The 24,586-nt window shown below is 67.5% G+C and carries 27 protein-coding genes; 9 read left to right on the top strand and 18 right to left on the bottom strand.

The window, feature by feature from the left end:
* Positions 1–48 precede the first annotated feature (48 nt).
* Complete coding sequence (gene serS, locus FFS08_RS13435) at positions 49–1,326, bottom strand: serine--tRNA ligase (protein WP_137862132.1); 1,278 nt, start codon at positions 1,324–1,326, stop codon at positions 49–51.
* Between the two features lie 90 nt (positions 1,327–1,416).
* On the opposite strand from serS, the gene FFS08_RS13430 reads away from it, so the two are divergent.
* From FFS08_RS13430 to FFS08_RS13415, 4 genes are all read left to right on the top strand, one after another.
* Positions 1,417–1,860 carry a host attachment family protein gene (locus tag FFS08_RS13430; protein WP_137862131.1) on the top strand — a complete coding sequence of 148 codons (444 nt, stop codon included), beginning with the start codon at positions 1,417–1,419 and terminating at the stop codon, positions 1,858–1,860.
* A 74-nt stretch (positions 1,861–1,934) separates the two neighbouring features.
* On the top strand, positions 1,935–2,564 hold the full coding sequence (locus tag FFS08_RS13425) for a hypothetical protein (RefSeq protein ID WP_171012604.1): 630 nt from the start codon (positions 1,935–1,937) through the stop codon (positions 2,562–2,564).
* A 681-nt stretch (positions 2,565–3,245) separates the two neighbouring features.
* A complete protein-coding gene (dksA, locus tag FFS08_RS13420) occupies positions 3,246–3,713 on the top strand; it encodes an RNA polymerase-binding protein DksA (protein ID WP_086130855.1) in 468 nt (155 codons plus the stop codon).
* Positions 3,714–3,848: 135 nt separating this feature from the next.
* A complete protein-coding gene (locus tag FFS08_RS13415) occupies positions 3,849–4,223 on the top strand; it encodes a PilZ domain-containing protein (protein WP_137862130.1) in 375 nt (124 codons plus the stop codon).
* A 107-nt stretch (positions 4,224–4,330) separates the two neighbouring features.
* Here the strand turns inward: FFS08_RS13415 and FFS08_RS13410 are convergent, their stop codons facing one another.
* Positions 4,331–4,483: a YdcH family protein gene (locus FFS08_RS13410; RefSeq protein ID WP_078103281.1), complete on the bottom strand. Its 153-nt coding sequence runs from the start codon at positions 4,481–4,483 to the stop codon at positions 4,331–4,333.
* Between the two features lie 179 nt (positions 4,484–4,662).
* On the opposite strand from FFS08_RS13410, the gene FFS08_RS13405 reads away from it, so the two are divergent.
* Positions 4,663–4,860: a YdcH family protein gene (locus FFS08_RS13405; protein ID WP_137862129.1), complete on the top strand. Its 198-nt coding sequence runs from the start codon at positions 4,663–4,665 to the stop codon at positions 4,858–4,860.
* Positions 4,861–4,931: 71 nt separating this feature from the next.
* Positions 4,932–5,390, top strand: a complete 459-nt coding sequence (locus tag FFS08_RS13400; RefSeq protein ID WP_137862128.1) for a DUF1465 family protein — start codon at positions 4,932–4,934, stop codon at positions 5,388–5,390.
* 43 nt (positions 5,391–5,433) lie between these two features.
* Here FFS08_RS13400 and FFS08_RS13395 read toward each other — a convergent pair whose 3' ends face one another.
* On the bottom strand, positions 5,434–6,378 hold the full coding sequence (locus FFS08_RS13395) for an NAD(P)H-dependent flavin oxidoreductase (RefSeq protein WP_137862127.1): 945 nt from the start codon (positions 6,376–6,378) through the stop codon (positions 5,434–5,436).
* Between the two features lie 180 nt (positions 6,379–6,558).
* Between FFS08_RS13395 and FFS08_RS23500 the strand changes: the two genes are divergently transcribed.
* Positions 6,559–6,726, top strand: coding sequence for a hypothetical protein (locus FFS08_RS23500; protein ID WP_163597354.1), 168 nt, complete (start codon positions 6,559–6,561; stop codon positions 6,724–6,726).
* Here FFS08_RS23500 and FFS08_RS13390 read toward each other — a convergent pair.
* The 5 genes from FFS08_RS13390 to FFS08_RS13370 form a co-directional block, all read right to left on the bottom strand.
* Positions 6,723–7,145 carry a hypothetical protein gene (locus FFS08_RS13390; RefSeq protein WP_137862126.1) on the bottom strand — a complete coding sequence of 141 codons (423 nt, stop codon included), beginning with the start codon at positions 7,143–7,145 and terminating at the stop codon, positions 6,723–6,725. The two genes, FFS08_RS23500 and FFS08_RS13390, sit on opposite strands and share 4 nt — an antisense overlap.
* Before the next feature lie 78 nt (positions 7,146–7,223).
* The gene (locus FFS08_RS13385; protein WP_137862125.1) at positions 7,224–7,748 is read right to left on the bottom strand and encodes a gamma carbonic anhydrase family protein; all 525 of its coding nucleotides are present in this window, start codon (positions 7,746–7,748) and stop codon (positions 7,224–7,226) included.
* Positions 7,749–7,753: 5 nt separating this feature from the next.
* On the bottom strand, positions 7,754–7,984 hold the full coding sequence (locus tag FFS08_RS13380; protein WP_137862124.1) for a hypothetical protein: 231 nt from the start codon (positions 7,982–7,984) through the stop codon (positions 7,754–7,756).
* A 111-nt stretch (positions 7,985–8,095) separates the two neighbouring features.
* Entirely contained in the window at positions 8,096–9,016 is a 921-nt protein-coding gene (locus tag FFS08_RS13375) for a hypothetical protein (RefSeq protein WP_137862123.1), read from the bottom strand.
* A 115-nt stretch (positions 9,017–9,131) separates the two neighbouring features.
* Positions 9,132–10,589: a UxaA family hydrolase gene (locus FFS08_RS13370; protein WP_137862122.1), complete on the bottom strand. Its 1,458-nt coding sequence runs from the start codon at positions 10,587–10,589 to the stop codon at positions 9,132–9,134.
* Between the two features lie 120 nt (positions 10,590–10,709).
* Here FFS08_RS13370 and FFS08_RS13365 point away from each other — a divergent pair, with 120 nt between their 5' ends.
* A complete protein-coding gene (locus FFS08_RS13365) occupies positions 10,710–11,129 on the top strand; it encodes a VOC family protein (protein WP_171012603.1) in 420 nt (139 codons plus the stop codon).
* Positions 11,130–11,150: 21 nt separating this feature from the next.
* Here FFS08_RS13365 and FFS08_RS13360 read toward each other — a convergent pair whose 3' ends face one another.
* From FFS08_RS13360 to FFS08_RS13335, 6 genes are read right to left on the bottom strand one after another with little or no spacing between them, the layout of a single operon-like run.
* Positions 11,151–12,035: an RDD family protein gene (locus FFS08_RS13360; RefSeq protein ID WP_249341041.1), complete on the bottom strand. Its 885-nt coding sequence runs from the start codon at positions 12,033–12,035 to the stop codon at positions 11,151–11,153.
* The gene (locus FFS08_RS13355) at positions 12,028–13,047 is read right to left on the bottom strand and encodes a stage II sporulation protein M (RefSeq protein ID WP_137862119.1); all 1,020 of its coding nucleotides are present in this window, start codon (positions 13,045–13,047) and stop codon (positions 12,028–12,030) included. The genes FFS08_RS13360 and FFS08_RS13355 overlap by 8 nt, the downstream gene beginning before the upstream one ends.
* Positions 13,044–14,336 carry a DUF58 domain-containing protein gene (locus tag FFS08_RS13350; RefSeq protein WP_137862118.1) on the bottom strand — a complete coding sequence of 431 codons (1,293 nt, stop codon included), beginning with the start codon at positions 14,334–14,336 and terminating at the stop codon, positions 13,044–13,046. The genes FFS08_RS13355 and FFS08_RS13350 overlap by 4 nt, the downstream gene beginning before the upstream one ends.
* The gene (locus FFS08_RS13345) at positions 14,333–15,289 is read right to left on the bottom strand and encodes an AAA family ATPase (protein ID WP_137862117.1); all 957 of its coding nucleotides are present in this window, start codon (positions 15,287–15,289) and stop codon (positions 14,333–14,335) included. Before FFS08_RS13345 ends, FFS08_RS13350 begins: the two co-directional genes overlap by 4 nt.
* Positions 15,279–16,424, bottom strand: a complete 1,146-nt coding sequence (locus tag FFS08_RS13340) for a hypothetical protein (protein ID WP_137862116.1) — start codon at positions 16,422–16,424, stop codon at positions 15,279–15,281. The genes FFS08_RS13345 and FFS08_RS13340 overlap by 11 nt, the downstream gene beginning before the upstream one ends.
* Positions 16,421–17,038 carry a hypothetical protein gene (locus FFS08_RS13335; RefSeq protein ID WP_137862115.1) on the bottom strand — a complete coding sequence of 206 codons (618 nt, stop codon included), beginning with the start codon at positions 17,036–17,038 and terminating at the stop codon, positions 16,421–16,423. Before FFS08_RS13335 ends, FFS08_RS13340 begins: the two co-directional genes overlap by 4 nt.
* A gap of 129 nt (positions 17,039–17,167) precedes the next feature.
* Here FFS08_RS13335 and FFS08_RS13330 point away from each other — a divergent pair, with 129 nt between their 5' ends.
* Positions 17,168–17,950: a hypothetical protein gene (locus FFS08_RS13330; protein WP_137862114.1), complete on the top strand. Its 783-nt coding sequence runs from the start codon at positions 17,168–17,170 to the stop codon at positions 17,948–17,950.
* A 44-nt stretch (positions 17,951–17,994) separates the two neighbouring features.
* Here the strand turns inward: FFS08_RS13330 and FFS08_RS13325 are convergent, their stop codons facing one another.
* Genes FFS08_RS13325 through FFS08_RS13310 form a run of 4 tightly spaced genes read right to left on the bottom strand, consistent with a single transcriptional unit; the run spans position 17,995 to position 24,576 of the window.
* Positions 17,995–19,344 (bottom strand): sensor histidine kinase, encoded by a 1,350-nt coding sequence (locus FFS08_RS13325; protein ID WP_137862113.1) that lies wholly within the window; start codon positions 19,342–19,344, stop codon positions 17,995–17,997.
* Complete coding sequence (locus FFS08_RS13320; RefSeq protein ID WP_137862112.1) at positions 19,341–20,021, bottom strand: response regulator transcription factor; 681 nt, start codon at positions 20,019–20,021, stop codon at positions 19,341–19,343. Before FFS08_RS13320 ends, FFS08_RS13325 begins: the two co-directional genes overlap by 4 nt.
* Positions 20,022–20,035: 14 nt before the next feature.
* The gene (locus tag FFS08_RS13315; protein ID WP_137862111.1) at positions 20,036–21,463 is read right to left on the bottom strand and encodes an efflux transporter outer membrane subunit; all 1,428 of its coding nucleotides are present in this window, start codon (positions 21,461–21,463) and stop codon (positions 20,036–20,038) included.
* Entirely contained in the window at positions 21,460–24,576 is a 3,117-nt protein-coding gene (locus tag FFS08_RS13310; RefSeq protein WP_137862110.1) for an efflux RND transporter permease subunit, read from the bottom strand. Before FFS08_RS13310 ends, FFS08_RS13315 begins: the two co-directional genes overlap by 4 nt.
* Positions 24,577–24,586: the final 10 nt, after the last annotated feature.

Raw genomic sequence — 24,586 nt, 5'->3', positions numbered from 1 at the left:
ATATCGCGCATTTCCGCGCGCGTCAGGTACGTCTGAATGCGGAGGTACTCAGTTTGCCGGTTCGAGCCGGTTCAGACCGTGGAGATAGGGCATGAGCGCCTCGGGGATCGCGACCGAGCCGTCTTCCTGCTGGTAATTCTCCAGCACGGCTACGAGCGTGCGCCCCACCGCCAGGCCCGAGCCGTTGAGCGTATGGACGAAGCGGGTCGCCTTCTCGCCCGCTGGGCGGCAGCGCGCGTTCATCCGGCGCGCCTGGAAATCGCCGCAAGTCGAGCAGGACGAGATCTCGCGGTAGCGGCCCTGGCCGGGCAGCCATACTTCGAGATCATAGGTACGCGCCGCAGTGAAGCCCATGTCGCCGGTGCACAGCTTCATGCGGCGGAAAGGCAGGCCGAGCGCGGTGAGGATACCCTCGGCGCACCGGGTCATGCGCTCATGCTCGGCTTCGCTCTGCTCGGGGGTGGTGATCGAGACCATCTCGACCTTCTCGAACTGGTGCTGGCGGATGAAGCCGCGCGTGTCGCGCCCGGCCGCGCCCGCTTCCGAACGGAAGCAGGCAGTGAGCGCGGTGAAACGCAGCGGCAGTTCCTCCTCGGCAAGGATCTGCTCGCGCACGATGTTGGTGAGGCTCACCTCGGCCGTGGGGATCAGCCAGCGGCCGTCGGTGGTCCGGAACAGGTCCTCGGCGAACTTGGGAAGCTGACCGGTGCCGAACACCGCCTCGTCGCGCACCAGCAGCGGCGGGATGGTCTGCTCGTAGCCATGAGCCTCCAGCGTATCGAGCATGAACTGGCCGAGCGCACGGTGCAGCTTGGCGGCGGCGCCCCGTACCAAGGTGAAGCGCGCGCCGGACAGCATCGCGCCGGTCTCGAAATCAAGGCCGAGCGCCGGCCCGATCGCGTCATGCTCCTTCGCCGCGAAGGCGAGGGCGGTCGGCTCGCCGACGGTTGCCATCAGGGCATTGTCATCCTCGTCGGCGCCCTGGGGCACGTCGTCATAGGGGAGGTTGGGCAAGCTGGCGAGCCGGGCTTCCAGCGCTTCGCCGGCCTCTTTCTCCTCGGCCTCGAGCGCGGGCAGGCGCTCCTTGAGACCGGCCACCTCGGCCATCAGCGCCGCCGCGGTCGCGTCGTCCTTTGCCGCCTTGGCCGCGCCGATCGCCTTCGAGGCCTCGTTACGGCGAGCCAGGCCGGCCTGGACCTCGGTGATCAGCGCGCGGCGCTTCTCGTCCAGGGCGACGAGTTCGGCGGCCTGCGGTTCCAGTCCGCGCTTCGCCAAGCCGGCGTCGAAGGCAGCGGGATTCTCTCGGATGGCGCGGATATCGTGCATGGCCGGGCGTATGACCGGGCTCCCGCCCGCGCGCAACCCTGGCGCGCGTGGCCGCGTTCAGTGCGACAGGATCCATAGAGGAGACAGGATATGCGGGTTCCCCATGATGCGATCGTTCTGGTTGCCGATGGTCGCAAACTGCTGATGCTGCGCAACGAAGGCGACGCGATGCGCCCGAACCTGCAGCTGGAGCGCAAGGAGGAGCAGGAGAATCCGGCCAATGGCGAGCAGGCGAGCGATGCTCCAGGCCGCTCGTTCCAGAGCGTCGGCGCGCGGCGCAGCGCCTATGAGGAGACCGACTTCCACCAGCTGGAAGAGGATCGCTTCGCGGCGGATGCTGCCGCCTTGCTGAAGGAGCGGGCGCTGCGCAACGAATTCGAATCGCTGATCATCGTCGCCCCGCCGCGCACGCTGGGGGCGCTGCGCAAACATTATCACAAGGAAGTGAGCGACCGCCTGACGGCAGAGATCGCCAAGGATCTGACCCGCCATACCGTGCCGCAGATCGAGGAAGCACTGATCAACGCGGAATAGGCCGGGCCGGAGCCCGGCCGGGACGGACTCAGCCTTCCGACTGTTCGTCCGGCGCCTTCTTCTTCGCGAGACGCTTGCGGGCGACCAGAGCCGCGGCGGCACCGCCGAACAGCAGGATCATCGGCGGGGCCGGCACCGGCGCCGGACCGCCCGAGCTGCTGCCGCCGCAGTCGCGCCGACAGCCGCCATGGCTGCTCGATCCGTGCCCGCCGTTCGAACTCCAGCCGCTCGAATTGCTCCAATGGCCGCTCGATGACGAGGAAGTCGATGAGGAGTTGGACGAGCTGGTCGAGGAGCTGTTCGACGACGAGGTCGAGGAACTCGTCGAGGTGGAAGACGACACGTCGCCGCTCGACGACGAGGTCGAGGTCGAGCTGATCTGGCCGCTGGAAGTGGAAGTGGACGAACCGCCGGTCGAAGTCGAGGTCGACGACCCGCCGGTGGAGGTGGAGGTCGAGGAACCGCCCGTCGAAGTCGAGGAGCCGCCCGTGGAGGTGGAGGTCGAGCCGCCCGAAGAGGACGAGTTGGACGACGAGATCTCGATGTTGATGCCGCTCGATCCGCTCGATCCGCCGGAACTGCTCGATCCGCCGAAGAAGCCGCCCGCGAAGAAGCCGCCCATGAAACCGCCGCCGCCCGAGCCGCCGATCACGCCTGAAGAGGACGAGCCGCTGCTCGACGAAACCACCGGCATCTCGCCATAGGGCGGAGGCACCGGGATCGGCGCGCCCTGTGCGGCGACGACGACGACCTGGGGCTGGCCCTGGGTGGTGGTGGTGACGGTGCGCTTGACGACTCGCTTCACGGGACGGGCCACGGTGCGCTTCACGACGCGCTTCTTCGTGACGGTGACATGCTTCACCACGCGCGGCTGATGGATGCGTTCGGTGACGTAGACGCCACCGCCGCCAATCACTGCGCCCCCGCAAGTGCAGGCGCACAGTTTAGCCAAGGCCATGCGAACCGACATTGTTCCCACTCTTCCCGTTGCTGGCGTGTCGCTCCCCGCGGGACCGTCAGCAGCTTCACGCTCGTCAATGCGGGAAAAGTGCAAAACAAATTGTTAAGTGCAATGCCGTTAAGGCGGCTTAACCATATTTGCGCGCATTTTTCGCGCCTTGGATTTCTGCTCCGATGGTTAATGTTCTACTTCGGCACGGAACAGGCGTTTCCAGCCGCGGGTCCGTGAACATCTTCGGTTAATTCCCGGTCGACTCGGCCGCGGTTCAGCCGGCGCTAATTTCCCTCCATTTACGGGGTATTACGCCTGTGGATTAAAATGACGGCCCGCTTGTTAACGCCGCCGCGCGTAAGTATAGGGCCGCGCAGGGCAAACGGTCTCCGTATGGCTCGGGCCTTACTGAGGACCGGAGTGGAGAGTGGGGATGGCTACTGTTTTGGATCGCTTCGACGAACCGGGTAAACGCGTTCCTCCCGCCGCGAATGACGGCGACGACGGCTATCGGCCGAGCAACGACGAACCCTTCATGAACCCGCGCCAGCTGGAATATTTCCGCAACAAGCTGAACGCGTGGAAGGACGACATCTACCGCGAGGCCGCGGGGACGCTCAACCAGCTGCAGACCGATTCGCTGCGCGAGGCCGATCTCACCGATCGCGCTTCGAGCGAGACCGATTGGTCGATCGAGCTGCGTACCCGCGATCGCCAGCGCAAGCTGATCTCCAAGATCGACGCAGCGCTGCGCCGGATCGAGGATGGCGAATATGGCTATTGCGAGGTCACCGGCGAGCCGATCAGCCTCGGCCGGCTGGAGGCGCGGCCGATTGCGACGATGACCGTCGAGGCGCAGGAACGCCACGAGCGCAACGAGAAGGTATCGCGGGACGAATAGCAGGGGGCTTGGGGCCTCCTTTTTTGTGCCTCCTCCACATCGTGGCGGAGGCACATTTTCGGCCCTTGTTTACGGTTTCGACAAGGTTTGCTGCTCTATTCTGCGCGCGTCACCCTTTGCGTTTCGAGCGACACGATGGACCAGTTTTCCTTTGACCCTCTGACTGCGCTTTCGGCGGACGATTTCGCCACCCAGCGCAACGGTTCGCGCGACAGCCTGATGCTGGCCGCGCAGTTCCGCGTGGCGGGCCGGCCGGACGAGCAGGTGCGGGTGCGCAATCTTTCGCAGGGCGGGCTGATGGCCGAATATACCCAGCCGATCGAGCGCGGCTCGCCGGTGGAAGTGGAAGTGCGCGGCGTGGGCTGGGTCAGCGGCCGCATCGCCTGGGCGACCGATGGCCGCGTCGGCATTGCATTCGACACGCCGATCGATCCGCTGCTCGCTCGCAAGCCGGTTGGCGGCGGCACGCAGACGCCGACTTTCGTGAAGCCGATCTTCACGCGGCGCTGACGCTTCCGGCGTCGGACATTCATCGGCTCCAATCGTTCTGGAACCAGGTTTCGGGGAGCATGCACAGTCGGGGTGCGGCTTGGGCCACACCCCTTTGCGCGGCGCGGCTAGCGCGCCATTTCTTCCTTGATACGAAGTTTCTGCTTCTTCAGGGAAGCCAGGACCATCTGGTCCGGTCGGGGCCTTTGCGATTCGGCGGCGATTCGCTGGTCGAGCACCGAGTGCTTGGCCGAAAGTGCCGAGAAATGCGCGTTCTGCATCGAAGCAGTCTCCTTCTTCGGGTGGCCGGAACCTGTGAATAGATCACTTTTCCACAGCTTTGTCGCGGGAGAATCTCGGCTAGCCCGCGGCTAATCGACAGCGTGGGGAAATCGCGCGATGATCCGTTGCGGAGCCTCTCCGGCTAGTGCAGGGAGATCCCGGTACGGGGGCGTTCGCGATGGACGAGAAAGAGATTGTGCGGCGGCTCGAGGCGGTGCGGACCGAGCATCGCGACCTCGATGCGGCCATCGACGCGCTGCTCGCCACAGGCACGTCCGACCAGCTCCAGATCGCCCGCCTGAAGAAGCGCAAGCTCATGTTGCGGGACGAAATCGTGCAGCTCGAGGACCAGTTGATCCCCGATATAATCGCCTGATCCGGATCGGGACGAAATCACTGCGAAATTAAGCATTTCGTTACCATGCGGGCTGTGGCAGCGTTCTTCTCATGAAGAAACAGGGCGCGACGACGATCCATCGCAAGCTGATCGACACGCTCTATGTCGAGGCCATGCTGCTGGCCGACGAAGCTCGTGCCTATTTCGACGAGCTGGGGCGCGATGAGCGCGAGGCGCTGGAGGCGCTCAACCGCGTCGCCTTCTCCTGCGAGTCGCTCAAGGTGACTACGCGGCTGATGCACATCATCGCCTGGCTGCTGACCCAGCGGGCGGTGGATGCCGGCGAGTTGATGCCGCACGATGCGCTTTCCTCCTCGCGGCGGCTGGGCGATGCGCCGGAAACCGAGGAAGCGCTGCTCGACGCGATGCCGCCACAGGCAGTGGCGATCATCAATACCAGCATCGATCTGTACCGCCGCGTCGCGCGACTCGATGAGTCGCTTGACGAGCCAGTCGCGATCGAGAGCCCGGCGCGCTCGATGATGAACCGGCTGGCGGCGGCTTTCTGAGCCAATCGTCACCCGGGCCCTGCCGAGGTGACGATTCAGGCGCTCATGCGCAGAGCGCCGTTCTTGCCGCGGCATATTCCCGCTTCATCCGTTCGATCTTCACTGCGGCTGATTCGATTGCGTGCACCGCGCCGATGCCCTGGCCCGATCCCCAGATGTCCTTCCAGGCCTTGGCGCCGCCGAAATTCATCGCGCTGGGATCGCTTTCGGGCAGATTGTCCGGATCCAGGCCGGCATTGACGATCGACGCCTTCAGATAATTGCCGTGCACCCCGGTGAAGAGGTTGGAATAGACGATGTCGTCCGCCGTGCCGTCGACAATGCCCTGTTTGTAGGCGGGGGCGGCGTTGGCCTCGTCGGTGGCGATGAAGGGCGAGCCGATATAGGCGAGATCGGCGCCCATCGCCTGGGCAGCCAGCACCGAACGACCGTTGGCGATCGCGCCCGAGAGCACCACTGGCCCTTCGAACCATTCGCGAACCTCCTGGACGAGCGCGAAGGGGCTGAGGCGCCCCGCATGGCCGCCGGCGCCCGCCGCGACGAGGATCAGCCCGTCCGCGCCCTTCTCGATCGCCTTGTGGGCGAAGCGGTCGTCGATCACGTCGTGCAGCGTGATGCCGCCCCAGCCATGCACCGCGTCGTTCAGTTCGGGCCGAGCGCCGAGCGATGTGATCACGATCGGCACCTTCCACTTGGCGCACGCCGCCACGTCATGCTCGAGGCGGGGGTTGGAACGGTGGACGATCTGGTTGACGGCAAAGGGCGCGGCCGGGCTGTCCGGATGATCGCGGTCCCATGCGGCCAGTTCCTCGGTGATCTGGTGCAGCCATTCGTCGAGCCTGGTGTCCGGACGCGCGTTGAGCGCGGGGAACGAACCCACGATCCCCGCCTTGCACTGGGCGATGACCAGTTCGGGCACCGAGATGATGAACAGCGGCGATCCGATGACGGGAAGCCGAAGGCGATCGAAGAGAGGAGGCAGGGCCATGGATCAGTTTTGTAGCGAAACCGGAATGGCCGTCCAGTCCGATGCCGGCGACGCTACGGCAAGGTAGGCCGCACGGCGCACGCGATGCGAAGGCAAAGGGCCGACTCGGCGCGATGCCGCATTGAAGCGGGCCGCCCGGCCCCCCATTGTCAGCCCTGTCCAATCGCGCCGGAGAGCTCCATGGTTACCAACGACGTCTACATCATCGTCCGCGACGCGATCCAGGCGGCCGGGGAGCAGAGCGGCAAGCGCTACGAAGCGGGCCAGGAAAGCCACTATCAGGCGCTCGCCGCGATGATGGCGCTTCGCAAGGCCGGCTATGAAGTGACCAAGCGGCTCGACAACTAGTCGAACGGCCGCTGCCAGATCACATAGGTATCGATGTCGGTCGACCGGACCGCAGCGGCATAGATGTCGTGGCGGAAGCCCGGCAACGCGGCAACCCGCTCGACCATCGCGCCTTCGCCTCGCGCGCCCAGCGGCAGAGTGAAGGCGATATCTTCGTCCGGCCCGTAGAAGAGCCACCAGGCACTGCGACCGTCCGGGCCGGTGTCGCTGGTCTCGATCGCGATGGCCCCGAGTTCCTCCACCGCGGCCGCCCGGCGATTGCCCTCGGGATCCACCGCCCACAGCTCGTCGGCCTCGACGCCCGTCCGCCACCGGCCCTCGGGCTCCGGCATCGCCGGGGCCGTGGCGGGCGCTTCGGCGGGAGCGGGAGCCGGAACGGGCGCTTTGGCCCGCCGCTTCAACCAATCGAACAAACCCATCGCGAATCCCCGACCCGACTCGAAAGGATCACGCGCTAGCCCGGCAATGTGACGGCTCGGAGAGCATTGGACAGCGAATCAGTCGATCCGTTTCAGCCCTGCGGCATATTCGCGCTGCTTGGCGGCGTAGAGCGCGGCGCTGGCCTTGAGCAGGGCCTTCTGCATGTCGTCCAGCGGCCGGATCGCCTTGGCGGGCGAGCCGACGATCAGGTGGCCGGCGGGGAATGTCTTGCCTTCGGTCACCAACGCGCCCGCGCCGACCAGGCAATCCTCGCCGATGACCGCGCGGTTCAGGATCGTGGCGCCCATGCCGATCAGCGTGCGGCTGCCGATCGTGCAGCCGTGCAGGATCGCGTGGTGGCCCACAGTCACATCCTCGCCCACCGTGCAGGGGGCGCCAGGATCGGAATGGAGCATCGCTCCGTCCTGAATGTTCGAGCGCGCGCCGACCAGGATCGGCGTATTGTCCGCGCGGATGACCGCGCCGAACCATATCGAGGCGAGCGTGGCCAGGCGCACATCGCCGATCAGGTCCGCGCTTGGCGCGATCCAGGCATCTTCGGCGATCTGGGGGCGGTGCCCCGCGAATTCGTAGAGCGGCATGCCGCCTAGAATAGCGGCGCTTCGAAGCCTCGGGGAAGGGGGATATTGGCACCCAGCGCGAGCGCGAGCGCGACGGCGCCGAGCAGCACCGCCAATGTCGACGAGAGCGAGAACAGCCCCCAGCCGACCATGGTGACCATCTGCGAACTGGCGCGCTGCTCCCGTTTGCTGCGCTGCATCGACTCAATCACGAACATTGCCAGCATCGCGTACGCGAAGACGATAAACTCGGTCATCAACCCACCCCGAAACCCTGGGCGCGAACTTACGAGAGGAGCGTTAAGGCTTCAATGCCGCGGGCCTCCGGTTTATCGCAGTGCAGCAATACTCCGTCGTCGCCGAAACGATCAGTGATGGGCGGTCGCCGCGGCGCTTGCCGACTTGCAATTGCACGCACAGGCACAGGGCATCGGCGTGCAATGACAGGGCCGCGGCGTCACGCAGTGGCAGAGCTGCGCAACGGGCTGGGGTGCTTCCTTCTTCTTCGGCTTTTCGGGCGGATCGGGCAGCGGCAGCAGGTCTCGGGCGTTGGCGCCAGCATAGACGCTGTGCCGGCTCGCGCCGCAAGCCGGGCAGCCATGACCGGGCTCGTCAGGCTCGCTCCCGCCGAACTTGAAGCCGCCGGGTTCCTTCTTGAGCAGTTTCTCCGCTGCATCGCACACCGCGATCGCATGATTGCCGAGCGTCGAGACAGTCTGCCCCATCGCCACCTGTTCGGTCGCATAGAAATGGACGAGCATCGCGTCGCGATGCTCGTCCACGGGTTCCTTCACCGCCGGATAGCTGAGCATCTGCTGCATGTCCGCCAGTTGCGATTCCATCGCGCAGATCTGGCCGCCCCAATTGTTGAAGGCGGCGAACAGCTCATAGTCCGGCCAGGTCGAGGGCGCGTGCGGGCGCATCTGCTCGACGAAGTTCACCGGCCCGGCAATGTCCTCGCGCAGCAGGCGGAGCAGCACGCGCAGCGTCACCACGTCGCGCTGGGGCTGGCGCAGGCGCTGGGCGAATATGTCGGTCAGCGTGGCTGTGTGTCTCCACACCTGCTTGCACAGCATGCGGGTGAATTCCTCGTCGCGCTTCTTCGGCTTGGCGAGGAGCGCAGCCTTGAGCGAAGTGAGCACGCCGATCACGATCAGCAGCGCGATCAGCACGCCGCTCACCAGGATCCAGGCAGGCCAGTAGATCGCATCCGCGCTGATCGGCCGGGCGGCTGCGGCATTTGCCGCGCCCGCCGCCAGATTGCCGATCGAAGCCAGAATGATCGCCACGCTATTCCCCCTGAGTCGCGCGCGATATGGTTAACAGAAACCGGCGGGCAGCACAGTCATGACTCGTCCGTTTCGAAACGGAGATGCTTCATTCCCTGGGAAAAATCCCTGCCCGTCAGAGCGTGACGCCGCGCTTCCAGATCGCGATCTCGCGTTCCCCGTTGCGCTCCGCGGCGGTCTCTCTGCCCGAGGCGATAGCGGCGATGGTCTCCAGCAGCGCGCCCGCGGCGGCATCCATGCCCTGGTCGAGAACCTGGCCGGCGTCGAAATCGATCCAGCCCGGCTTGCGTGCGGCAAGGTCGCTGTTCGAGGCGATCTTGATCGTCGGCACCGGGAAGCCGAGCGGCGTCCCGCGGCCGGTGGTGAAGAGGATCGCAGTCGCTCCCGCTGCCGCGAGCGCAGTGGAGGAGACGGCGTCGTTGCCGGGTGCCTCGAGCAGAGTCAGTCCGCTGCGCCGCACCCGGCCGCCATAGGGGATCACGTCGGTGACGATCGCGTGCCCCGCCTTCTGCACCGCGCCGAGCGACTTCTCCTCAAGCGTGGTGATCCCGCCGGCGATGTTGCCGGGAGAGGGGTTTTCGGAGACCGGCTCGCCGTGGCGCGTGAAATAGGCCTTGAAGCCGTTGACGAGAGTCACGATCGCTTCGAAGACTGCCTGGTCGCGAGCGCGTGCCATCAGCAGCTGCTCGGCCCCGAATATCTCCGGGATCTCGGTGAGGATGGCGGTGCCGCCCGCGCCGGTCACCGCGTCGGCCATGCGTCCGGTCAACGGATTGGCGGTGAGCCCGGAAAAGCCGTCCGAGCCGCCGCATTTCACGCCGAGCACCAGCGCGGATAGCGGGGCCGGGGTTCGCTCGGCCTTGGCGGCACCGACCAACTCGGCGACGAGCGCCAGGCCCTCTTCCAGTTCGTCGCCCGCCGCCTGTGCGCCCAGGCTACGCAGATTGGGGTGCTCGATCCCCTCCAGCATGCCCTTGATCTGGTTGTTCTCGCAACCGAGCCCGACGATCAGCACGCCGCCGGCATTGGGATGGCTGGCCAGCGCCGAGAGGATTGCCCGCGTGCCCTGTAGATCGTCGCCCAGCTGCGAGCAGCCGAACGGATGGGGAAAGGCGTGGATGCCGTCCACCTTGCCCGCGTGCAGCACCGCCGCGCGCTCGGCGATCTTCTGCGCGGTGCGGGCGACGCAGCCGACGGTGGGTATCACCCAGATCTCGTTGCGCGTGCCCACCCGGCCGTCGGCGCGGTGATAGCCGAGAAAGCCCGGGCCCTCGAACGACGTGCCTGTCTGCTCGAGCGGAGTGAAGGCATAGGCGCCGCCGGGCGCGAGCGCAGTCGACACATTGTGGGTGTGGACATGCTCGCCCGGCAGGATGTCGCGCGTCGCGGTGCCGATCGGGAACCCGAATTTGCGCACCGGCTCGCCGGCCGCGATCGGCTGCACCGCCACCTTGTGGCCCTTGGCTACCGGCTCCATGAGAGTGACGCCCAGCGCCGTTTCGCCGGCGGCCATGTCGCGCAGTGCGGTGGCTGTGTCGTCCTTGGAATCGATACGGAGGAGCGCGGGGAGCATGGCGCCCGATATAGGTCGGCGCCCGGCGCAAGGAAACCGGTTTCCCCTGCGATGGCCCGACGATCCCGAGATCTGGCGCCGGCCTTCCCCAATCGCGCCGGTCCTTCTATGTCCGGGGCCATGGCCACACCGCTCTTCCACCTCGCCATTCCCGTCGACGACATCGAAGCGGCGCGGGCCTTTTACGGCAGCCTGCTCGGCTGCCCGCAGGGACGCGAGGATCCCGGCCACTGGATCGATTTCGATTTCCGCGGCCACCAGCTCGTCGTCCACAAGGCGGAAGGGGCGGGGGCGAAGGCGCACAATGCGGTCGATGGCGACTCGGTGCCCGTGCCGCATTTCGGGCTGGTGCTCGGCTGGGAGGAATGGGAGGCGCTTGCCGAGCGACTGCGCGCCGCCGGCATCGCATTCATCATCGAGCCGCATGTTCGTTTCCCGGGGAAACCCGGCGAGCAGGCGACGATGTTCTTCCTCGATCCCGCCGGCAATGCACTGGAATTCAAGGCGTTTCGCGACATGGGCCAGTTGTTCGCCGTCTGAGGCGAGGCCGCGGGGGCCGCATCAGCGCTGATATTTGTCCTTCTTCCGCTTGCCGAACAGCATGTTGCGCTCCAGCCGCTGGCAAAGCGCGGTGTAATAGGCCTCCAGGAACTCCTGGTCATGGCCGTCGCTCTCGGCCAGGCCGAGCCGCTCGCGGATCGTGCGCGCGACGATGATCGTCGAATATTCGTCGTTCCGCCGCAGCACTTCCTCCAGTTTCTGCAGCTCGAACTCGCCATAGACGCTCAGCTGCGCATCGGTGAAGCCGTAGCGCGCCTGTTCGGGCTCCGTGCGCGCGGCGACGCTGCGGTTCAGGCTCCGGCGCGGCAATCGCACCACCCAGGTGCCTGCGATCAGATCGCCCACGCGCAGCCGATCGCGATTGAAGAAGGGGAAGAGCAGGAAGATGCCCGTCCAGAGCAGCCCGAAAAGGCCGGTGGCGAAAGTCGCCATGCCCGCGGAGCTCTGATAGGCCAGGAAGGAGAGCGGCAGGAACAGCTCCAGTTCGCGCATTGCGTTGCGCGCCACTACCTGATGCCCGCGCAGCCGCGATCCGTCGCGGGCCACCACGCGCAGCCGCATCAGCCGTTTGCCCGGGGTCGCCGCGCGCGGGCCCAGCTCGAAGATCGCGAAATAGCCGTTGCGCAGTACGAAGAAGCCGAGCAGCCAGATCATCAGCAGCAGCTGCGCCAGCAGCTTTCCGGTGCTCACCAGCACCAGCAGCAGGGCGACGGTAAGTACCACCAGCGTGAGGACGATCGCCGCCAGATCGAGCATGAAGGCGCCGGCGCGCTCCCCGATGGTGGCGATGTCGAGCTGCAGGTCCACGCCTTCGGGCGTGACGAAGGTGCGGCGGTTGCCGTCCCGCTCGCGGCCCTGGCGCGGCGCTGCCCGAGCCTCAGCCATTGGCGTCGCCATCATGCACCGGCGTCACGTAGAAATAGAGCAGCCAGCCGAACAGTGCGCAGCCGCCGACCGCGACGCGGACCAGGTCCGAGGTGATCAGCTGTCGGCCCACGCCCTCGAGCAGTCCCGCCACGGCGAGCATCAGCACGACGCCGATCATCGCGAAGGCTGCGGTGCGTCCGGCCTCGGCAGTTGCGGCGGTGCGGGAGAGCTTGCCCGGAAACGCCACCGCCATGCCGATGCGCAACCCCGCCGCGCCGGCGATGGCGATGGCGAACAGCTCGGTAGTCCCGTGGATCGCCAGCCATGCGGCGAGCGGCAGGCCGAGTCCCTTGGAGACGAACACCGCGAGGAAGGCACCGATGATGCAGCCATTGTAGACGAGCAGCAGCAATGTCGGCACGCAGAAGGCGAAGCCCAGGGCGAAGCACATCAACGAAATCTGTGCGTTATGGGTGAACAGATAGGTCGCGAAGGCGCCGAGCATGTTGCTGCCGTCGCCCCCGCCGTCATACAGGCCCTGGCGCAGCTCCGCCGCGCTCGATTGTGGCCCTCGGCCGCCCGCCAATCCCTCGGGCACGATCGAATGGTACCAGCTCGGGTCGCTGGCGACGAGGCAATAGGCCGCAATGCCGCCGAGCATCATCATCAGCACCGCGACCAGGGTCTCGCGCGCCAGGCTGCGCAGCGCCAGCGGCCAGCTTGCGCCGAAGAATGCCGCGATGCGCCGCCGCAGGGGAGGCTGGACGCCGTAGAGCACGAAATAGGATCGCGCGCACAGCGCCTCGAGATAGGCGACCAGATCGGCGTCCAGCGAAGTCTCGCGCGCCACCGAGAGCGAGGAAAGCGCGGTGCGATAAAGCACCGGCAGCTCGAACAGGTCCTCGTCCGAAAGCGATCCGGCGCGGCCGCGCTCGATCTGGAGGATGCGCTGCTCCAGTTCCAGCCAGTCGACCGTGCGGGCGTCGCGGAAACGGGTGCTCGCGAACTGGGACGATGCGGCTCCGCTCACAGCAGGTTCCTCCGCTTGAACTCGAAATACTGGCGGACGAGCGCGGGCCCCACCTGGTCGTGCCGCGCTTCCAGCACATGGATGCCGGCGTGGCGGAGCCGGGCCTGGACGATCCGCCGCTCGCGCAGCATCGATGCGGCGATCACCGCGCGCGAGACGTCGTCGATCGCCATCGGCTCGGCGCCAGCCAGTTCCTCGAGCTCGTCGTCCGCCAGGATCACGAACAGCACCAGATGCCCGCGCAGCAGGTTCGCGGCCGCGCGGAGCATCAGCTCGGCGCCGGTGGGATCGGTGAACTCGGTGAAGATCACCACGAGCGAGCGGCGGGTGAGGTCGCCCGCCAGCGTGGCGAGGCCGAGCGTGTAATTGGTCTCGGCCGTGCTGTAGTCGAGCTGCCCGGCCAGCCGCTGCATCAGCGGAAAGGCGCGGGTGCCCGAGACTGCGCCCGAGGCGACCCGGGGCTGCGAGTCGAAGCCGAACAAGGCCACCCGATCCCCGAGCTTGAGCGCGGCATAGGCACCGAGCAGCGCCGCGGTGATCGCCCGGTCGACGCGCGGCAGGCCGTCGATCGGCTCGCACATCACCCGGCCGGTATCGATCGCGAAGACGATCTGGTTGTTGCGTTCGATCCGGTTCTCGCGCGCGAGCAGCTGGAGATGGCGGGCGCTGTGATTCCAGTCGATCGTGCGGCGCTCCATGCCCGAACGCCATTCGGTCAGCGCCTCGAACTCACTGCCTTCGCCGCGATCGACTCGCGCCATGTCGCCCATTTGCGCATCGCGCAGCAGCAGATGCGCCGAATTGCGCACGGGGCGGATATCCGGGGTGATCACCACCAGGCGATCCAGCTTCTCCACCCGCTGGCGCCAGACCAGTCCGAAGGGACCGGTCCAGCGGCTCCACAGCGCCTCCACCTTGTCGGTGCCGCGCCGCACGGGAAGAAAGGCGATCGCGGCATGGTTCTCGCCGCGCGCCAGCCGGATGCGCCCTTCGGCGCGCGGCACCAGCCTGGGGCCCGTGGCCACCGCCAGCTCCAGCCCGTCCACCGGCCGGTCCGCCACCATGACTTCGACGATCAGCGGCGCGCCGATCTCGATCGCGCCCGGGCAGGACGCCTTCAGCACCGGCGCGCGCGGTGCCAGCACTGCGTCGATGGCGGCGAAGGCGAGCATCATCGGCATCCATATCAGCCCGGCGAACCAGAGCTGCGGTGCCAGCACGCCGACGAGCAGCGCCAGCGGCGCTCCCGCGGCGACCATCAGCACGCAGCGGATGCTGGGTCGGATCAACGCGGCGCCTCGACCTGCTCGATCAGGCCCGCGATCACCGCGTCGGCGGTGCGCCCGTCGATCTCGGCGGCGGGAGAGAGGATCACGCGGTGGCGCAGCGCGGCGGGGGCGAGCTTCTTCACATCGTCGGGCAGCACGAAGTCGCGCCCGTCGAGCGCGGCATGCGCCCGCGCCGCGGCGGCGAGCGTGGCGGCCGCGCGCGGGCTCGCGCCGATCTGCAAGTCGCCGGTGGCGCGCGTCGCGCGGACGAGGCGGACGACATAGTCCACCACTTCCTCGGCCAGACGGTTCGCCGCCACTGCATCGGCAGCGGCGCTGATCGCGGCATGGTCGGCGACCTGGGCGACGCCCCATTGCTCGGGCTTCGGCATGCCGAAGCGGCTGCCCTGCTTCGCGACGATCTGCCGCTCCTGCTCCAGGCTCGGATAGCCGATCTCGAACTTGAACAGGAAGCGATCGAGCTGCGCCTCGGGCAGGGGATAGACGCCCTGGCTCTCGATCGGGTTCTGCGTCGCCACCACCATGAAGCGCTCGGAAAGCTTGTGGTCGATCCCGTCGATCGTGACGGTACGCTCCTGCATTGCCTGGAGCAGCGCGGCCTGGGTCTTGGGCGGCGTGCGGTTGATCTCGTCGGCGAGCAGCAGCTCGGTGAAGATCGGGCCGTGCGTCAGGGTGAACTGGCTGGTCTGGAAGTTGAACAGGTTGGAGCCCAATATGTCGCCGGGCAGCAGGTCCGGCGTGAACTGGATGCGGCCATAATCGAGCCCCGCCGCGCGCGCGAAGCACTGGGCGAGGAAGGTCTTGGCGGTGCCCGGCGGCCCTTCGAGCAGGATGTGCCCCGATGCGAAAAGCGCGACGAGCATCAGCTCCACGGCCTCGTCCATCCCCACCACGGCCTTGCCCACTTCGGCGCGGATCGAGTCGCCGAGCGCCTTCACTTCCTCAATGTTCACGCGTGACGGTCCTTTTCCATTGATAGAGGGCACGGGCGGCATCGAGCAGCGCGCGCGTGTCCTGGGCATGGCCCGCGCGCGCGGCGAGGGCAGTGAAGGGCTCGCCTTGCTTGTCGAGCCGGTCGAGATAGTTGTCGAGCGCGTCCGGCGGCAGGTTGGCCGGCGCGGCCGTGGCGCTCGCCGCCGCGTCGCGGATCAGCGCGGCATAGCGATCGCCGGTGCGGTGGCGCCGCCCGGCGAGGCGGAGCAGCGCCGCGCCGTTCTCCGCGATTGCCCGCTTGCCGAAGGCGACGCCGCGCGCTTCGGGCAGCGCCGGGCCGAAGCGCAGCAGCGCGTGCCAGCCGGCGAGCAGCGCCGCGACCAGCAGACACAAGGTGAGCGGCAGGAAAGGGGGCTCGAACGCCAGCTTGAGCAGGTTGGGATTGCTCCCAAAGCCGTGGAGCGTCAGGTCGAAGGCGATGCCGCGCTGGCCGTCGTCGAACCAGTCGAGCAGCTGCATCGCCCGTTCTGCGCCCGCGAGCGTCTTGAGGCCCTGATTGTCGAGCAGGTCGGGATCGGCGACGATCAGCGTCGGCTGGTCCTTCATCGTGGCGACCAGCGCCCCGCCATGTCCGTTGCCGATCACGGGCTCGAGCTTTTCGCCTGAGATGGTCCTGAGACCGTCGGCATTTTCCTGCACATTCGCTTCGGTGACCTGCGCGATCTGCTGCACGGCCTGGCGTACCGGGAGGGTGCCGAACGACGTGACCCAGGCGGGCTTGTCGGGCCGGGGCATGGCCAGCCATTTGGGCAGGACCAGGATCGTCGGCTGCGCGGCGCGGCGATCGACGATCCGCTTCACCGTGTCGGGGCTGGTCGTCGGCTCCAGCGTCACCACCAATATGTCGCTGGTGTCGAGCTCGGCGTCACGCCGTACCATCTTCACTGCGCCGTGCACCTGCCGCACCAGCTCCGCCGCGCCGGCAAAGCCGATTGCCGAAGTGGCGAGCGCATGGTTGCCCGGGCGCTGCGCGGGTTGCAGATCGTCGGCATAGGCGGTGAGCAGCAGGAAAGCGACGAAGCCGACCACGCCGAGCAGCACCAGCACCAGCACGGTGCGCAGACTGAAGGGGGTCGCGGTGCTCTCGCCGCTCATCGCCACGACCCCGGCAGCGCGAATTCGCCATAGGCGGCGCGGGCTTCTTCCCAGTCCGTCCGGGCCAGGCTGCGGCCGCCGAACAGGCTGCGCTCCACCGGCGCGGCCATGGCGGCGAAGGTACGGCGGACGATGCCGGGCATCCATTCCGATCCGGCGATCTCGCGGCTGGTGAGCGCAGGACGGAGCAGGCGCGGGCGATGGCGCTGAATATCCTCGAGGCTGCGCTGTAGCAGCAGGTGCACCGCTTCCTCGTATCGCCCCCGGGCCGCGAGCGCCTCGGCATCGGCGAGCAGCGCGCGTGCGGCCTTCTCTGTCGGGCGCCAGGCGGCGACGTCCTGCTCCGCCACGGCATTGGCGTCGCCCGAATGGCGAGTGCGAATCAGCGCGCTGACGACGAGATAGACAATGATTGCCGCGCCGATCGCCGCACAGGCGAGAAGGACCCAGCCCATATAGGGGGCGACTTCCCCGAGCTGCCTGGCCAGCCAGCGCATCCAGGGCGGAATCTCGGGCGGCTTGGCCGCCGTCATCTCGAACTGGATGTCGGAACGCGCGCGCAGGGCCTCATGCGCCCTGGCGACGGACTGTGCAGTCGATCCCTGTACGGTCACGTCGAATCCCCCACGCGCCCAGTGCTACCGGAACAGTCCGTTGCAGGAAACCCGGCAAGACTGGACTCCGGGACGGTTTTTGTTCAGCTTTTCTTCGTCGTCGATCCACTTCGATGAAAGAGGGGAATCATGGCTGAAGCAAATCTTGGCGGGGCACGCTACGAAATTGGCGCGGTCATTTCGCGCGCGTTCGAGACGATCGGGTCGAATTTGCTGCTTTTCTGTGGGCTGGCGCTGGTGCTCGCGGGTGCGCCGCAGTTCGTGCTCGGATATTGGCAGGCGATCAATTTCAGCTTGGGCGGCGCCCAGGCGGGCGCCGCGATGTTCTACAGCGGCTCCTATTGGGGCATGGCGAGTCTCACCTGGCTCGTCTCGATCGTCACCGGGGCGATTTTGCAGGCTGCGCTCACGCGTGCGACGGTGATGCACCTGTCGGGAGAGACTCCGCAGTTCGGCCAGCTTCTCGCAGTGGGGATCAGCATGATCCTGCCGATGATCGCGATCGGCCTGATCGCCGGCATCGGGGTCGGCATCGGCCTGCTGCTGCTGATCGTGCCGGGCGTCATCCTGTGGCTGGTCTGGGCGGTGGTCACGCCTGCCTATGTCCAGGAGAAGGTTGGTATCCTCGAAGCCTTTGGCCGCAGCGCGGAACTGACCAAGGGCGCGCGCGGGGGCATCTTCCTGACGATGCTGATCGTCCTCGTCCTGCTCTGGGTGCTCAGCATCCCGGTGAGCTTCCTCACCGCGGCGATGATCGCGACCGGCAATGCCTTCCTGACGGCGCTGGTCGGCGCCGCGGTGGGCGCGCTCGGCAGCATGGTCATGGTGGCGGTGCAGGCAAGCATCTATGTCGAGCTGCGCCAGCGCAAGGAGGGCATTGCCCCTGCCGACCTCGCGGCGATCTTCGCCTGAGACAGCGTGCGGCGGCCTCCGAAAAGGGGCCGCCGCGCGGTGGTTCAGCCGCCATCGAAGGCGATGACGATCCGCAGGCCGGGCGCGGCGTCCGACAATTCGATCGTCGCAAAATGCGCGCGCGCAATCGCCGCCGCCAGGCTCAGCCCGAGGCCATGCCCCGGCGTTGATCGGCTGCGCTCCAGCCGGACGAAACGTTGCAGGACCCGGGCTCGATCCTCGGGCGGAACGCCAGGCCCCGTATCGGCGATGACGAGGAGCGTCGCACCAGCCCGGCGGCGTATGGAAATCGCGATCCGGGTTCCGGACGGCGTGTGCCGCAGTGCGTTCTCGACCAGGTTCGCGCACATCTGCGCGAGCAGATGGCGATCGCCTTCGACGATCGTGTCCGCATCGGCTTCGAGCGTGATTTCGTGCCCGGTCATCTCGGCGCTCGGGCGAAAGGCATCGGCGACGCGCTCGGCGACCTCCGCCAGATCGACCGGCCGGAATGCTTCGCGAACCTGATAGGTCTCCACTTCCGAAATACGCAGCATCGCCGTGAATATGTTGAGTATCTCCTCGCTCGAATCCGCGGCGCGCCGGATGGCATGGCGATAGGCATCCGCATCGAGATCCGTGTCGAGCGCCGCCTCCAGGATCTGCTTCTGCCGGGCCAGCGGAGTCCGCAGGTCGTGCGCGATGTCGGTGGTCACCTGCCGCAAATTGTCGAGCAGACCCCCGATGCGATCGAGCATGCGGTTGAGCGTTTCGGCGAGCTTGTCGAACTCGTTCGGCGTGTCGTCGCGATCGACCCGGCGGCTGAGATCGCCGTCGATGATCGCCTCCGCCGTCGCATTGATGCGCGCGAGGCGCCGCCGGACCGCGAAGCCGAGCCCCCAGGAACAGGTCACGCCGATCAGGAGCATGGCTCCGAAAGCGGCCGAGAAGATCATGAGGATGGAGCGGTCGATCTCATCGATCGGAGTGCGATCCGCCGCCACCACCAGCGTGTAGCCGCCGCGCAGCGGCGTCGCGAGGGCCTGGGCGATGTTCGCGCGCTCGCGGGCGTCGTGGAACGGCAGCAGTTCGTGCCAGCCGGGGCGCGGCAGCGCCGCGTCGAACTTGCCCGCGACCTTCGCGCCGGTGCCCGCGAAGAGCATATAGCCCAGCCCGTTCGCGTTGTGGCCGTCCTCGCTCCGCGCGATCGTCGCTCGGAGTGCGTCAATCCCGTCGCGCTCGGCGATGGTCCTCAGGTTGCTGGTCTCCGCGGCGATGCGATGGTCGAGCTGCTGTTCCAGCGCCTCGTGCGATACCAGATAGACGATTCCGCCGAGCACGATCGTGGCGATGCTGAGCAGGATGCTGGCGAGCGCGGCGAGCCCGAAGGTGGACCGGGGCAGATGCAGTTTCATTCGGTGCGGATCGTGTAGCCGGCGCCGCGCACGGTCAGAATCGCATCGGTGTCGAAGCCGGCGTTGAGCTTCGCGCGCAACCGGCTGATATGCGTCTCGACGATGTTGGTACGCGGATCGAAATCGAATTCCCAGACCCGTTCGAGCAGCATCGTCTTGGTCATGACCCGGTCCGAATTGCGCATCAGCTCCTCGAGCATCAGCACTTCGCGCGGCTGGAGGTCGACCGGGATTCCGCCGCGCGTCACGCGCCGCCGCCGCAGGTCAAGCTCCAGATCGCCGACGCGCAGCACGGTCTCGGCCGGCGCCGATGCGGCGGAAGGGCGGCGGATCAGCACGTTCAGCCTTGCGCGCAGCTCCGAAAAGGCGAAGGGCTTGACGAGATAGTCGTCGGCGCCGCTCTCCAGGCCTTCGACCCGGTCCGCGATCCTGGCCATCGCGGTGAGGAGCAATATCGGAGTGGCCACCCCGCCGGCCCGAAGCATCTTGAGCACCGCGAGGCCATCGATTCCCGGCAGCATCCGATCGAGCACGATGGCGTCGAACTGCTGCTGCGTCGCGTGGAACAGCGCATCATGGCCGTTGGCGACGACCGTCACGTTCATCCCGGCCTCGGCGAGTCCCTTGGCGAGATAATCGGCGGTTTCGCGGTCGTCTTCGGCGATCAGAATCATCATGGCGCTTGGCGACTCTATCTGCTCCCGGCGGCGAGCGCGCCCCCTGAAATGGGCATCGTGCCGGATGGTGAATCCCAGCCCCCGCCGAGCGCTCGGAACAGCGCGACCTGGATCAACGCGATCCTGAGGTCCGACGCGGCCAGCAACGCGCCGGTGTCGTTCCGCGTACGCTCGGCGTCGACGACCGGGAGATAGCTGTCGGCACCCAGGCGAAACCGTGCCCCCGCGCGCGTCACCACTTTCTCGGCATCGGCGAGCGCGCTGCGCAATTCGGCGTTGCGGCGCTGCTCCGCCTGATAATCGGCCAGCGCGGTCTCGACCTCGCGCAGCGCGCGCAGCACCGCGACGTCCCAGCCGGCCAGGGCGGCAGCCTGGGTGCCCTTGGCCGCCGCGATCCTGGCGCGTGCGGCACCCTGGTTGGGAAAGGCCCAGCTGATCAGCGGCGTGAGGAAGCCGGTGAAATTCCCGCTCAGCAAGCCGGCCGATCCGCCGAGCTGGAAGCGCGGATAGAGATCGGCAGTGGCGACGCCGATCCGTGCGGTCGCCGCCGCCAGCTTGCGCTCGGCCTCGCGAATGTCCGGTCGGCGTGCCAGCAGGGCGTTGCCGTCGCCCACTGGCAGGGACCGGCGCGCGATCGGCGCGGCCGTGCAGGGCAGCGCAAGCTGCGGCGCTTCTGCCGGCGGCATCCCCTCGAGCGTGGCAAGCTGGAACAGCGCGCGCATCCGATCCGCTTCGAATGCGGGCAACGCGGCGCGTGCGCGCTCGAGCAGGGTCTTCGATTGCGCGAGTTCGAAGGGAGAGACCTCGCCTGCATCGAGCTGGCGAGCAATCAGGTCGTAGCTCCTTTGCTGCGCTGCGATCTGGGCCTCGGCCACCTGCCTGCCCGCGACCGCCCCGCACGCCGCGGCATAGGCTGCGGCCGTATCGGCGGCGACGGCGACGCGCACCGTGTCGCGCGCGGCCTCGCTGGCCTGAAGATCGGCACGGGAGGCATCGGCAGTCGCACGCAGTCGTCCGAAGAGATCGACTTCATAGCCAATGGTCGCGGCGAAGTCGTAGCTCGATTTCGGCACCGCGCTGGTGCTTGGCTGCCGCGACGCCGGGCTGGGGCCCGCGCCGCTCTCGAACACGGTGGTGGGGAGCTGCGCAGCCTTCGCACCGCGAACCGCGGCACGGGCCACTTCGAGATTGCCGAGCGCGACGCGGATATCGGCATTGGCGGCCAGCGCGCGCTGGACGTGCGCGTCGAGCGCGGGGTCGTCGAACAAGCGCCACCAATCGCCGGGGACCGGGGCCGCGGCGATTCCCGTCTCCGAAGCGCCAAGGAACTGGCCCTGGGCGGGAAGCGGCGCGACGGGATCGACGTGCCGGGGGCCGACCGTGCAGCCCGCCGTCAGCGCGAGCGCGCCGGCCATGGCGGCCTTCTGGAGACGGATATTCATGCCGGAACGACCTTTCCTTTGATCGCCATGCCCTCTTCACCGCGTGGCTTGCGGTTCTCGCGGCCGAAGCGTCCATAGAGCGAGGGCATCAGCAGCAGGTTCAGCGCGGTCGAGCTGACCAGCCCGCCCAGGATGACGAGCGCCATCGGATGCTCGATCTCATGCCCGGGGGCATCGCCGCGGACGACCAGCGGCAGCAGCGCCAGCGCCGCGCAGGAGGCGGTCATCAGGATCGGCACCAGTCGCTCTTCCGCGCCGCGCAGCAGCAGGTTCGGGCCCCAGGCCTCGCCTTCCTTGTCCTCGAGGTGGCGATAGTGGCTGATCAGCATGATGCCGTTGCGCGCCGAGATCCCGAGCACCGTCACGAAGCCGACCAGCGAGCCGAGCGACATGACGCCGCCCGACAGCAGCACCGCGACCACGCCGCCCACCAGGGCAAAGGGCAGGCTGATGCCAACCAGCGCAGTCACGCGGATGGAGCGGAACTCGAGCCAGACGAGCAGCAGGATGCCGAGCAGGCAAAGCGCGCCAAGCGTCGCGAGCTGTCGGCGGGACTTCTGCAGCGCCTCGAATTCGCCGATCACTTCGGGGTGATAGCCGGTGCCGAACGCGAAGCCGTCCACCTTTGCCTGCACCGCCCGGGCAACGGCGCCCAGGTCCGATCCCGACACGTTCATCGTCACGTCGATGCGGCGGGAGCCGTTCTCTCGCTTGATCTCGTTCGCTGCCGGCATGACCATTACATCGGCGACCTGCGACAGGCGGACTGCAGAGCCGCCAGGCAGCTGGATCAGCGCGTCGCGGATCGAGCGCAGATCCGCTCTTGCGGCGGGGACGCCCCATACCACCACGTCGGTGGAGCGGTTGCCCTCGTACAGCTCGCCTGCCTTGGTGCCCTGGATCAGCGTCGCCGCGGTTCGGCGCACATCGCCGGTGGTCAGGCCATAGGCGGCCAGGTCGGCCGGGCGCGGACGCAGCTGGATCTGCGGGATCGAAGTCTGCATCTCGACCTTGAGTTCGCTGGTGCCCGGAACGCCTTCCAGCTCCTTCTTGAGCCGGTCGGCGGTCTGGCGGAGCGTCGCCATGTCGGGTCCGTAGACGCGCACGACGATGCTGGCGCCCGCGCCGCTCAGGACTTCCTTGATGCGCTCGCGCAGATAGGTGAGCACGTCGCGATAGAGGCCGGGATAGCCGTCGATCACTTCCTGGATCTTCCGGACCGAGCCGTCATAATCGGCCTTCTCGTCCAGGCTGATCCACAATTCGGTGAAATTGGGGCCATAGACTTCGTCGCCCGCTTCGGCGCGGCCGATATGCGCGCCGAAATTGCGCACGCCGGGGATCGCACGAAGCTCCTTCGACGCGCGGACCGTGATGCGTTCCATCGCCTCCACCGAAGTGCCCGGCTTCTCCACGAAGTGCATCAGGAAGTCGGTCTCGCGGAAATTCGGCAGGAACTGGTCCTTGAAGCCGGCATAGCCGATCCCGGCCAGCAGCAGTCCGCCCGCGACGATGCCGATCGCGGCGGCGGGCCGGGCGATGAGCGCGGGCAGGATGCGGCGATATGCGTCCTTCATGCGGCGGACCAGGCCGGTTTCCCTGTGGACCTGGGTGCCGTTGGGCAGCAGCATCAGGCAGAGCGCCGGCGTGACGGTGAGCGCCACCAGCAGCGAGCAGCCGATCGCCAGGACATAGGCGGTGGCGAGCGGGCGGAAGAAGGTGCCCGACACGCCATCGAGAAAGAAGATCGGCAGGAACACCAGCATGACGATCAGGCTGGCGAACACCACCGCGGTGCGCACCTCGAGCGAGGCGGAGAGCACGACCGCGAACGGCGAGCGGGGCGATCCCGCCTCGCGATTGAGCCGAAGCCGGCGCCCGATATTCTCGACGTCGATGATCGCGTCGTCGACGATCTCGCCCAGCGCGATGACCAGACCGGCGATCACCATCGTGTTGATGCTCATCCCCGATTTGGCGAGGACGAGCGCGGCGCCGAGCAGCGAAAGGGGAATCGCGGTCAGGCTGATGGTCGCCGAGCGCCAGTCGCGCGTGAACAGGATCAGCACCGCCGCCACCAGGATGCAGCCGATCCACAGCGCCTCGGTCAGGTTGCCGATCGAGCGTTCGATGAAGGTTGCCGGGCGGAAGATCGTCGAATCGATCTGTACGTCCTTGAGCCCGGGGCGCAGCTCCGCCAGCGCCGCCTCGACGCCCCGCGTCACCGCCAGGGTGTTGCCGCCCTGCTGCTTCTCGACGATCAGAAGGATTCCGGGCCCGTCGTTGATGATCGCGCTGCCGATCGGCGCGGGATGGCCCTCGATCACGGTCGCGACGTCGCTGAGCCGGATGGCGGCGCTGCCGGCGAGCCGGACCACCGTATTGCCCAGATCGCCGGCGTCGGCGATCGGCGAGAGGTGGCGAACCGCGAGGCGCTGATTGGGCGTGTCGACGAACCCGCCGCCGAGCGTCACGGCCGCGTCGCCGGCGGCCTTCTGCACCTCGGCCATCGTCACGCCGGTCTGCTGGAGGCGGTTCGGATCGACCAGCACCTGAAGCTGGCGGTCCCGCTGCCCCCAGACGGCGACATTGGCGACGCCCGGAACGCCCATCAGCTTGGGCCGGATCGTCCAGCGCACCAGTTCAGAGAGCTGGATCTGGCTGAGCCGGGAAGAGGTGATGCCGATCTTCATCGCCCGGCTGGTCGCGGAGAGCGGCGGCAGCATCGCCGGGGGGCGGACATTGGTCGGGAGGCGCGGCGCGGCGATCGCGATCCGCTCCTGCACCAGTTGCCGCGCGCGAACGACGTCGGTGCCCTCCCGGAAGATCAGTTGCACCGAGGACAGCCCCAGCACCGATTTCGAGCGCAGGGTGCTGAGCCCCGGCGTGCCGTTCACCGCGAATTCGAGCGGCGTCGTGACCAGCGCCTCCACTTCCTCGGTCGAAAGGCCTGGGGCTTCGGTCTGCACCTCGACCATCGGCGGCGCGAATTCGGGGAACACGTCGAGCGGCACGTCCTGGCTGGCGCGCACGCCGAAGAAGACCAGGACGAGCGCCAGCGCGATGACGAGCACGCGCTGCCTGAGCGCGGCGGCGATGAGCCAGTTCAGCATGACGGATCGC

It is taken from the genome of Sphingomonas sp. 1F27F7B, assembly GCF_005503355.1.
Lineage (GTDB): Bacteria > Pseudomonadota > Alphaproteobacteria > Sphingomonadales > Sphingomonadaceae > Sphingomonas.
The sequence above is the reverse complement of the archived record's forward strand: the minus strand, read 5'-3'. Positions and strand labels throughout refer to the sequence as shown.

Coding starts and splice junctions, on each gene's coding strand:
- serS (WP_137862132.1), bottom strand. CDS start 1,326: ATGCACGATATCCGCGCCATCCGAGAGAATCCCGCTGCCTTCGACGCC.
- FFS08_RS13430 (WP_137862131.1), top strand. CDS start 1,417: ATGCGGGTTCCCCATGATGCGATCGTTCTGGTTGCCGATGGTCGCAAA.
- dksA (WP_086130855.1), top strand. CDS start 3,246: ATGGCTACTGTTTTGGATCGCTTCGACGAACCGGGTAAACGCGTTCCT.
- FFS08_RS13415 (WP_137862130.1), top strand. CDS start 3,849: ATGGACCAGTTTTCCTTTGACCCTCTGACTGCGCTTTCGGCGGACGAT.
- FFS08_RS13410 (WP_078103281.1), bottom strand. CDS start 4,483: ATGCAGAACGCGCATTTCTCGGCACTTTCGGCCAAGCACTCGGTGCTC.
- FFS08_RS13405 (WP_137862129.1), top strand. CDS start 4,663: ATGGACGAGAAAGAGATTGTGCGGCGGCTCGAGGCGGTGCGGACCGAG.
- FFS08_RS13400 (WP_137862128.1), top strand. CDS start 4,932: ATGAAGAAACAGGGCGCGACGACGATCCATCGCAAGCTGATCGACACG.
- FFS08_RS13395 (WP_137862127.1), bottom strand. CDS start 6,378: ATGGCCCTGCCTCCTCTCTTCGATCGCCTTCGGCTTCCCGTCATCGGA.
- FFS08_RS23500 (WP_163597354.1), top strand. CDS start 6,559: ATGGTTACCAACGACGTCTACATCATCGTCCGCGACGCGATCCAGGCG.
- FFS08_RS13390 (WP_137862126.1), bottom strand. CDS start 7,145: ATGGGTTTGTTCGATTGGTTGAAGCGGCGGGCCAAAGCGCCCGTTCCG.
- FFS08_RS13385 (WP_137862125.1), bottom strand. CDS start 7,748: ATGCCGCTCTACGAATTCGCGGGGCACCGCCCCCAGATCGCCGAAGAT.
- FFS08_RS13380 (WP_137862124.1), bottom strand. CDS start 7,984: ATGACCGAGTTTATCGTCTTCGCGTACGCGATGCTGGCAATGTTCGTG.
- FFS08_RS13370 (WP_137862122.1), bottom strand. CDS start 10,589: ATGCTCCCCGCGCTCCTCCGTATCGATTCCAAGGACGACACAGCCACC.
- FFS08_RS13365 (WP_171012603.1), top strand. CDS start 10,710: ATGGCCACACCGCTCTTCCACCTCGCCATTCCCGTCGACGACATCGAA.
- FFS08_RS13360 (WP_249341041.1), bottom strand. CDS start 12,035: ATGGCTGAGGCTCGGGCAGCGCCGCGCCAGGGCCGCGAGCGGGACGGC.
- FFS08_RS13340 (WP_137862116.1), bottom strand. CDS start 16,424: ATGAGCGGCGAGAGCACCGCGACCCCCTTCAGTCTGCGCACCGTGCTG.
- FFS08_RS13330 (WP_137862114.1), top strand. CDS start 17,168: ATGGCTGAAGCAAATCTTGGCGGGGCACGCTACGAAATTGGCGCGGTC.
- FFS08_RS13325 (WP_137862113.1), bottom strand. CDS start 19,344: ATGAAACTGCATCTGCCCCGGTCCACCTTCGGGCTCGCCGCGCTCGCC.
- FFS08_RS13320 (WP_137862112.1), bottom strand. CDS start 20,021: ATGATGATTCTGATCGCCGAAGACGACCGCGAAACCGCCGATTATCTC.
- FFS08_RS13315 (WP_137862111.1), bottom strand. CDS start 21,463: ATGAATATCCGTCTCCAGAAGGCCGCCATGGCCGGCGCGCTCGCGCTG.
- FFS08_RS13310 (WP_137862110.1), bottom strand. CDS start 24,576: ATGCTGAACTGGCTCATCGCCGCCGCGCTCAGGCAGCGCGTGCTCGTC.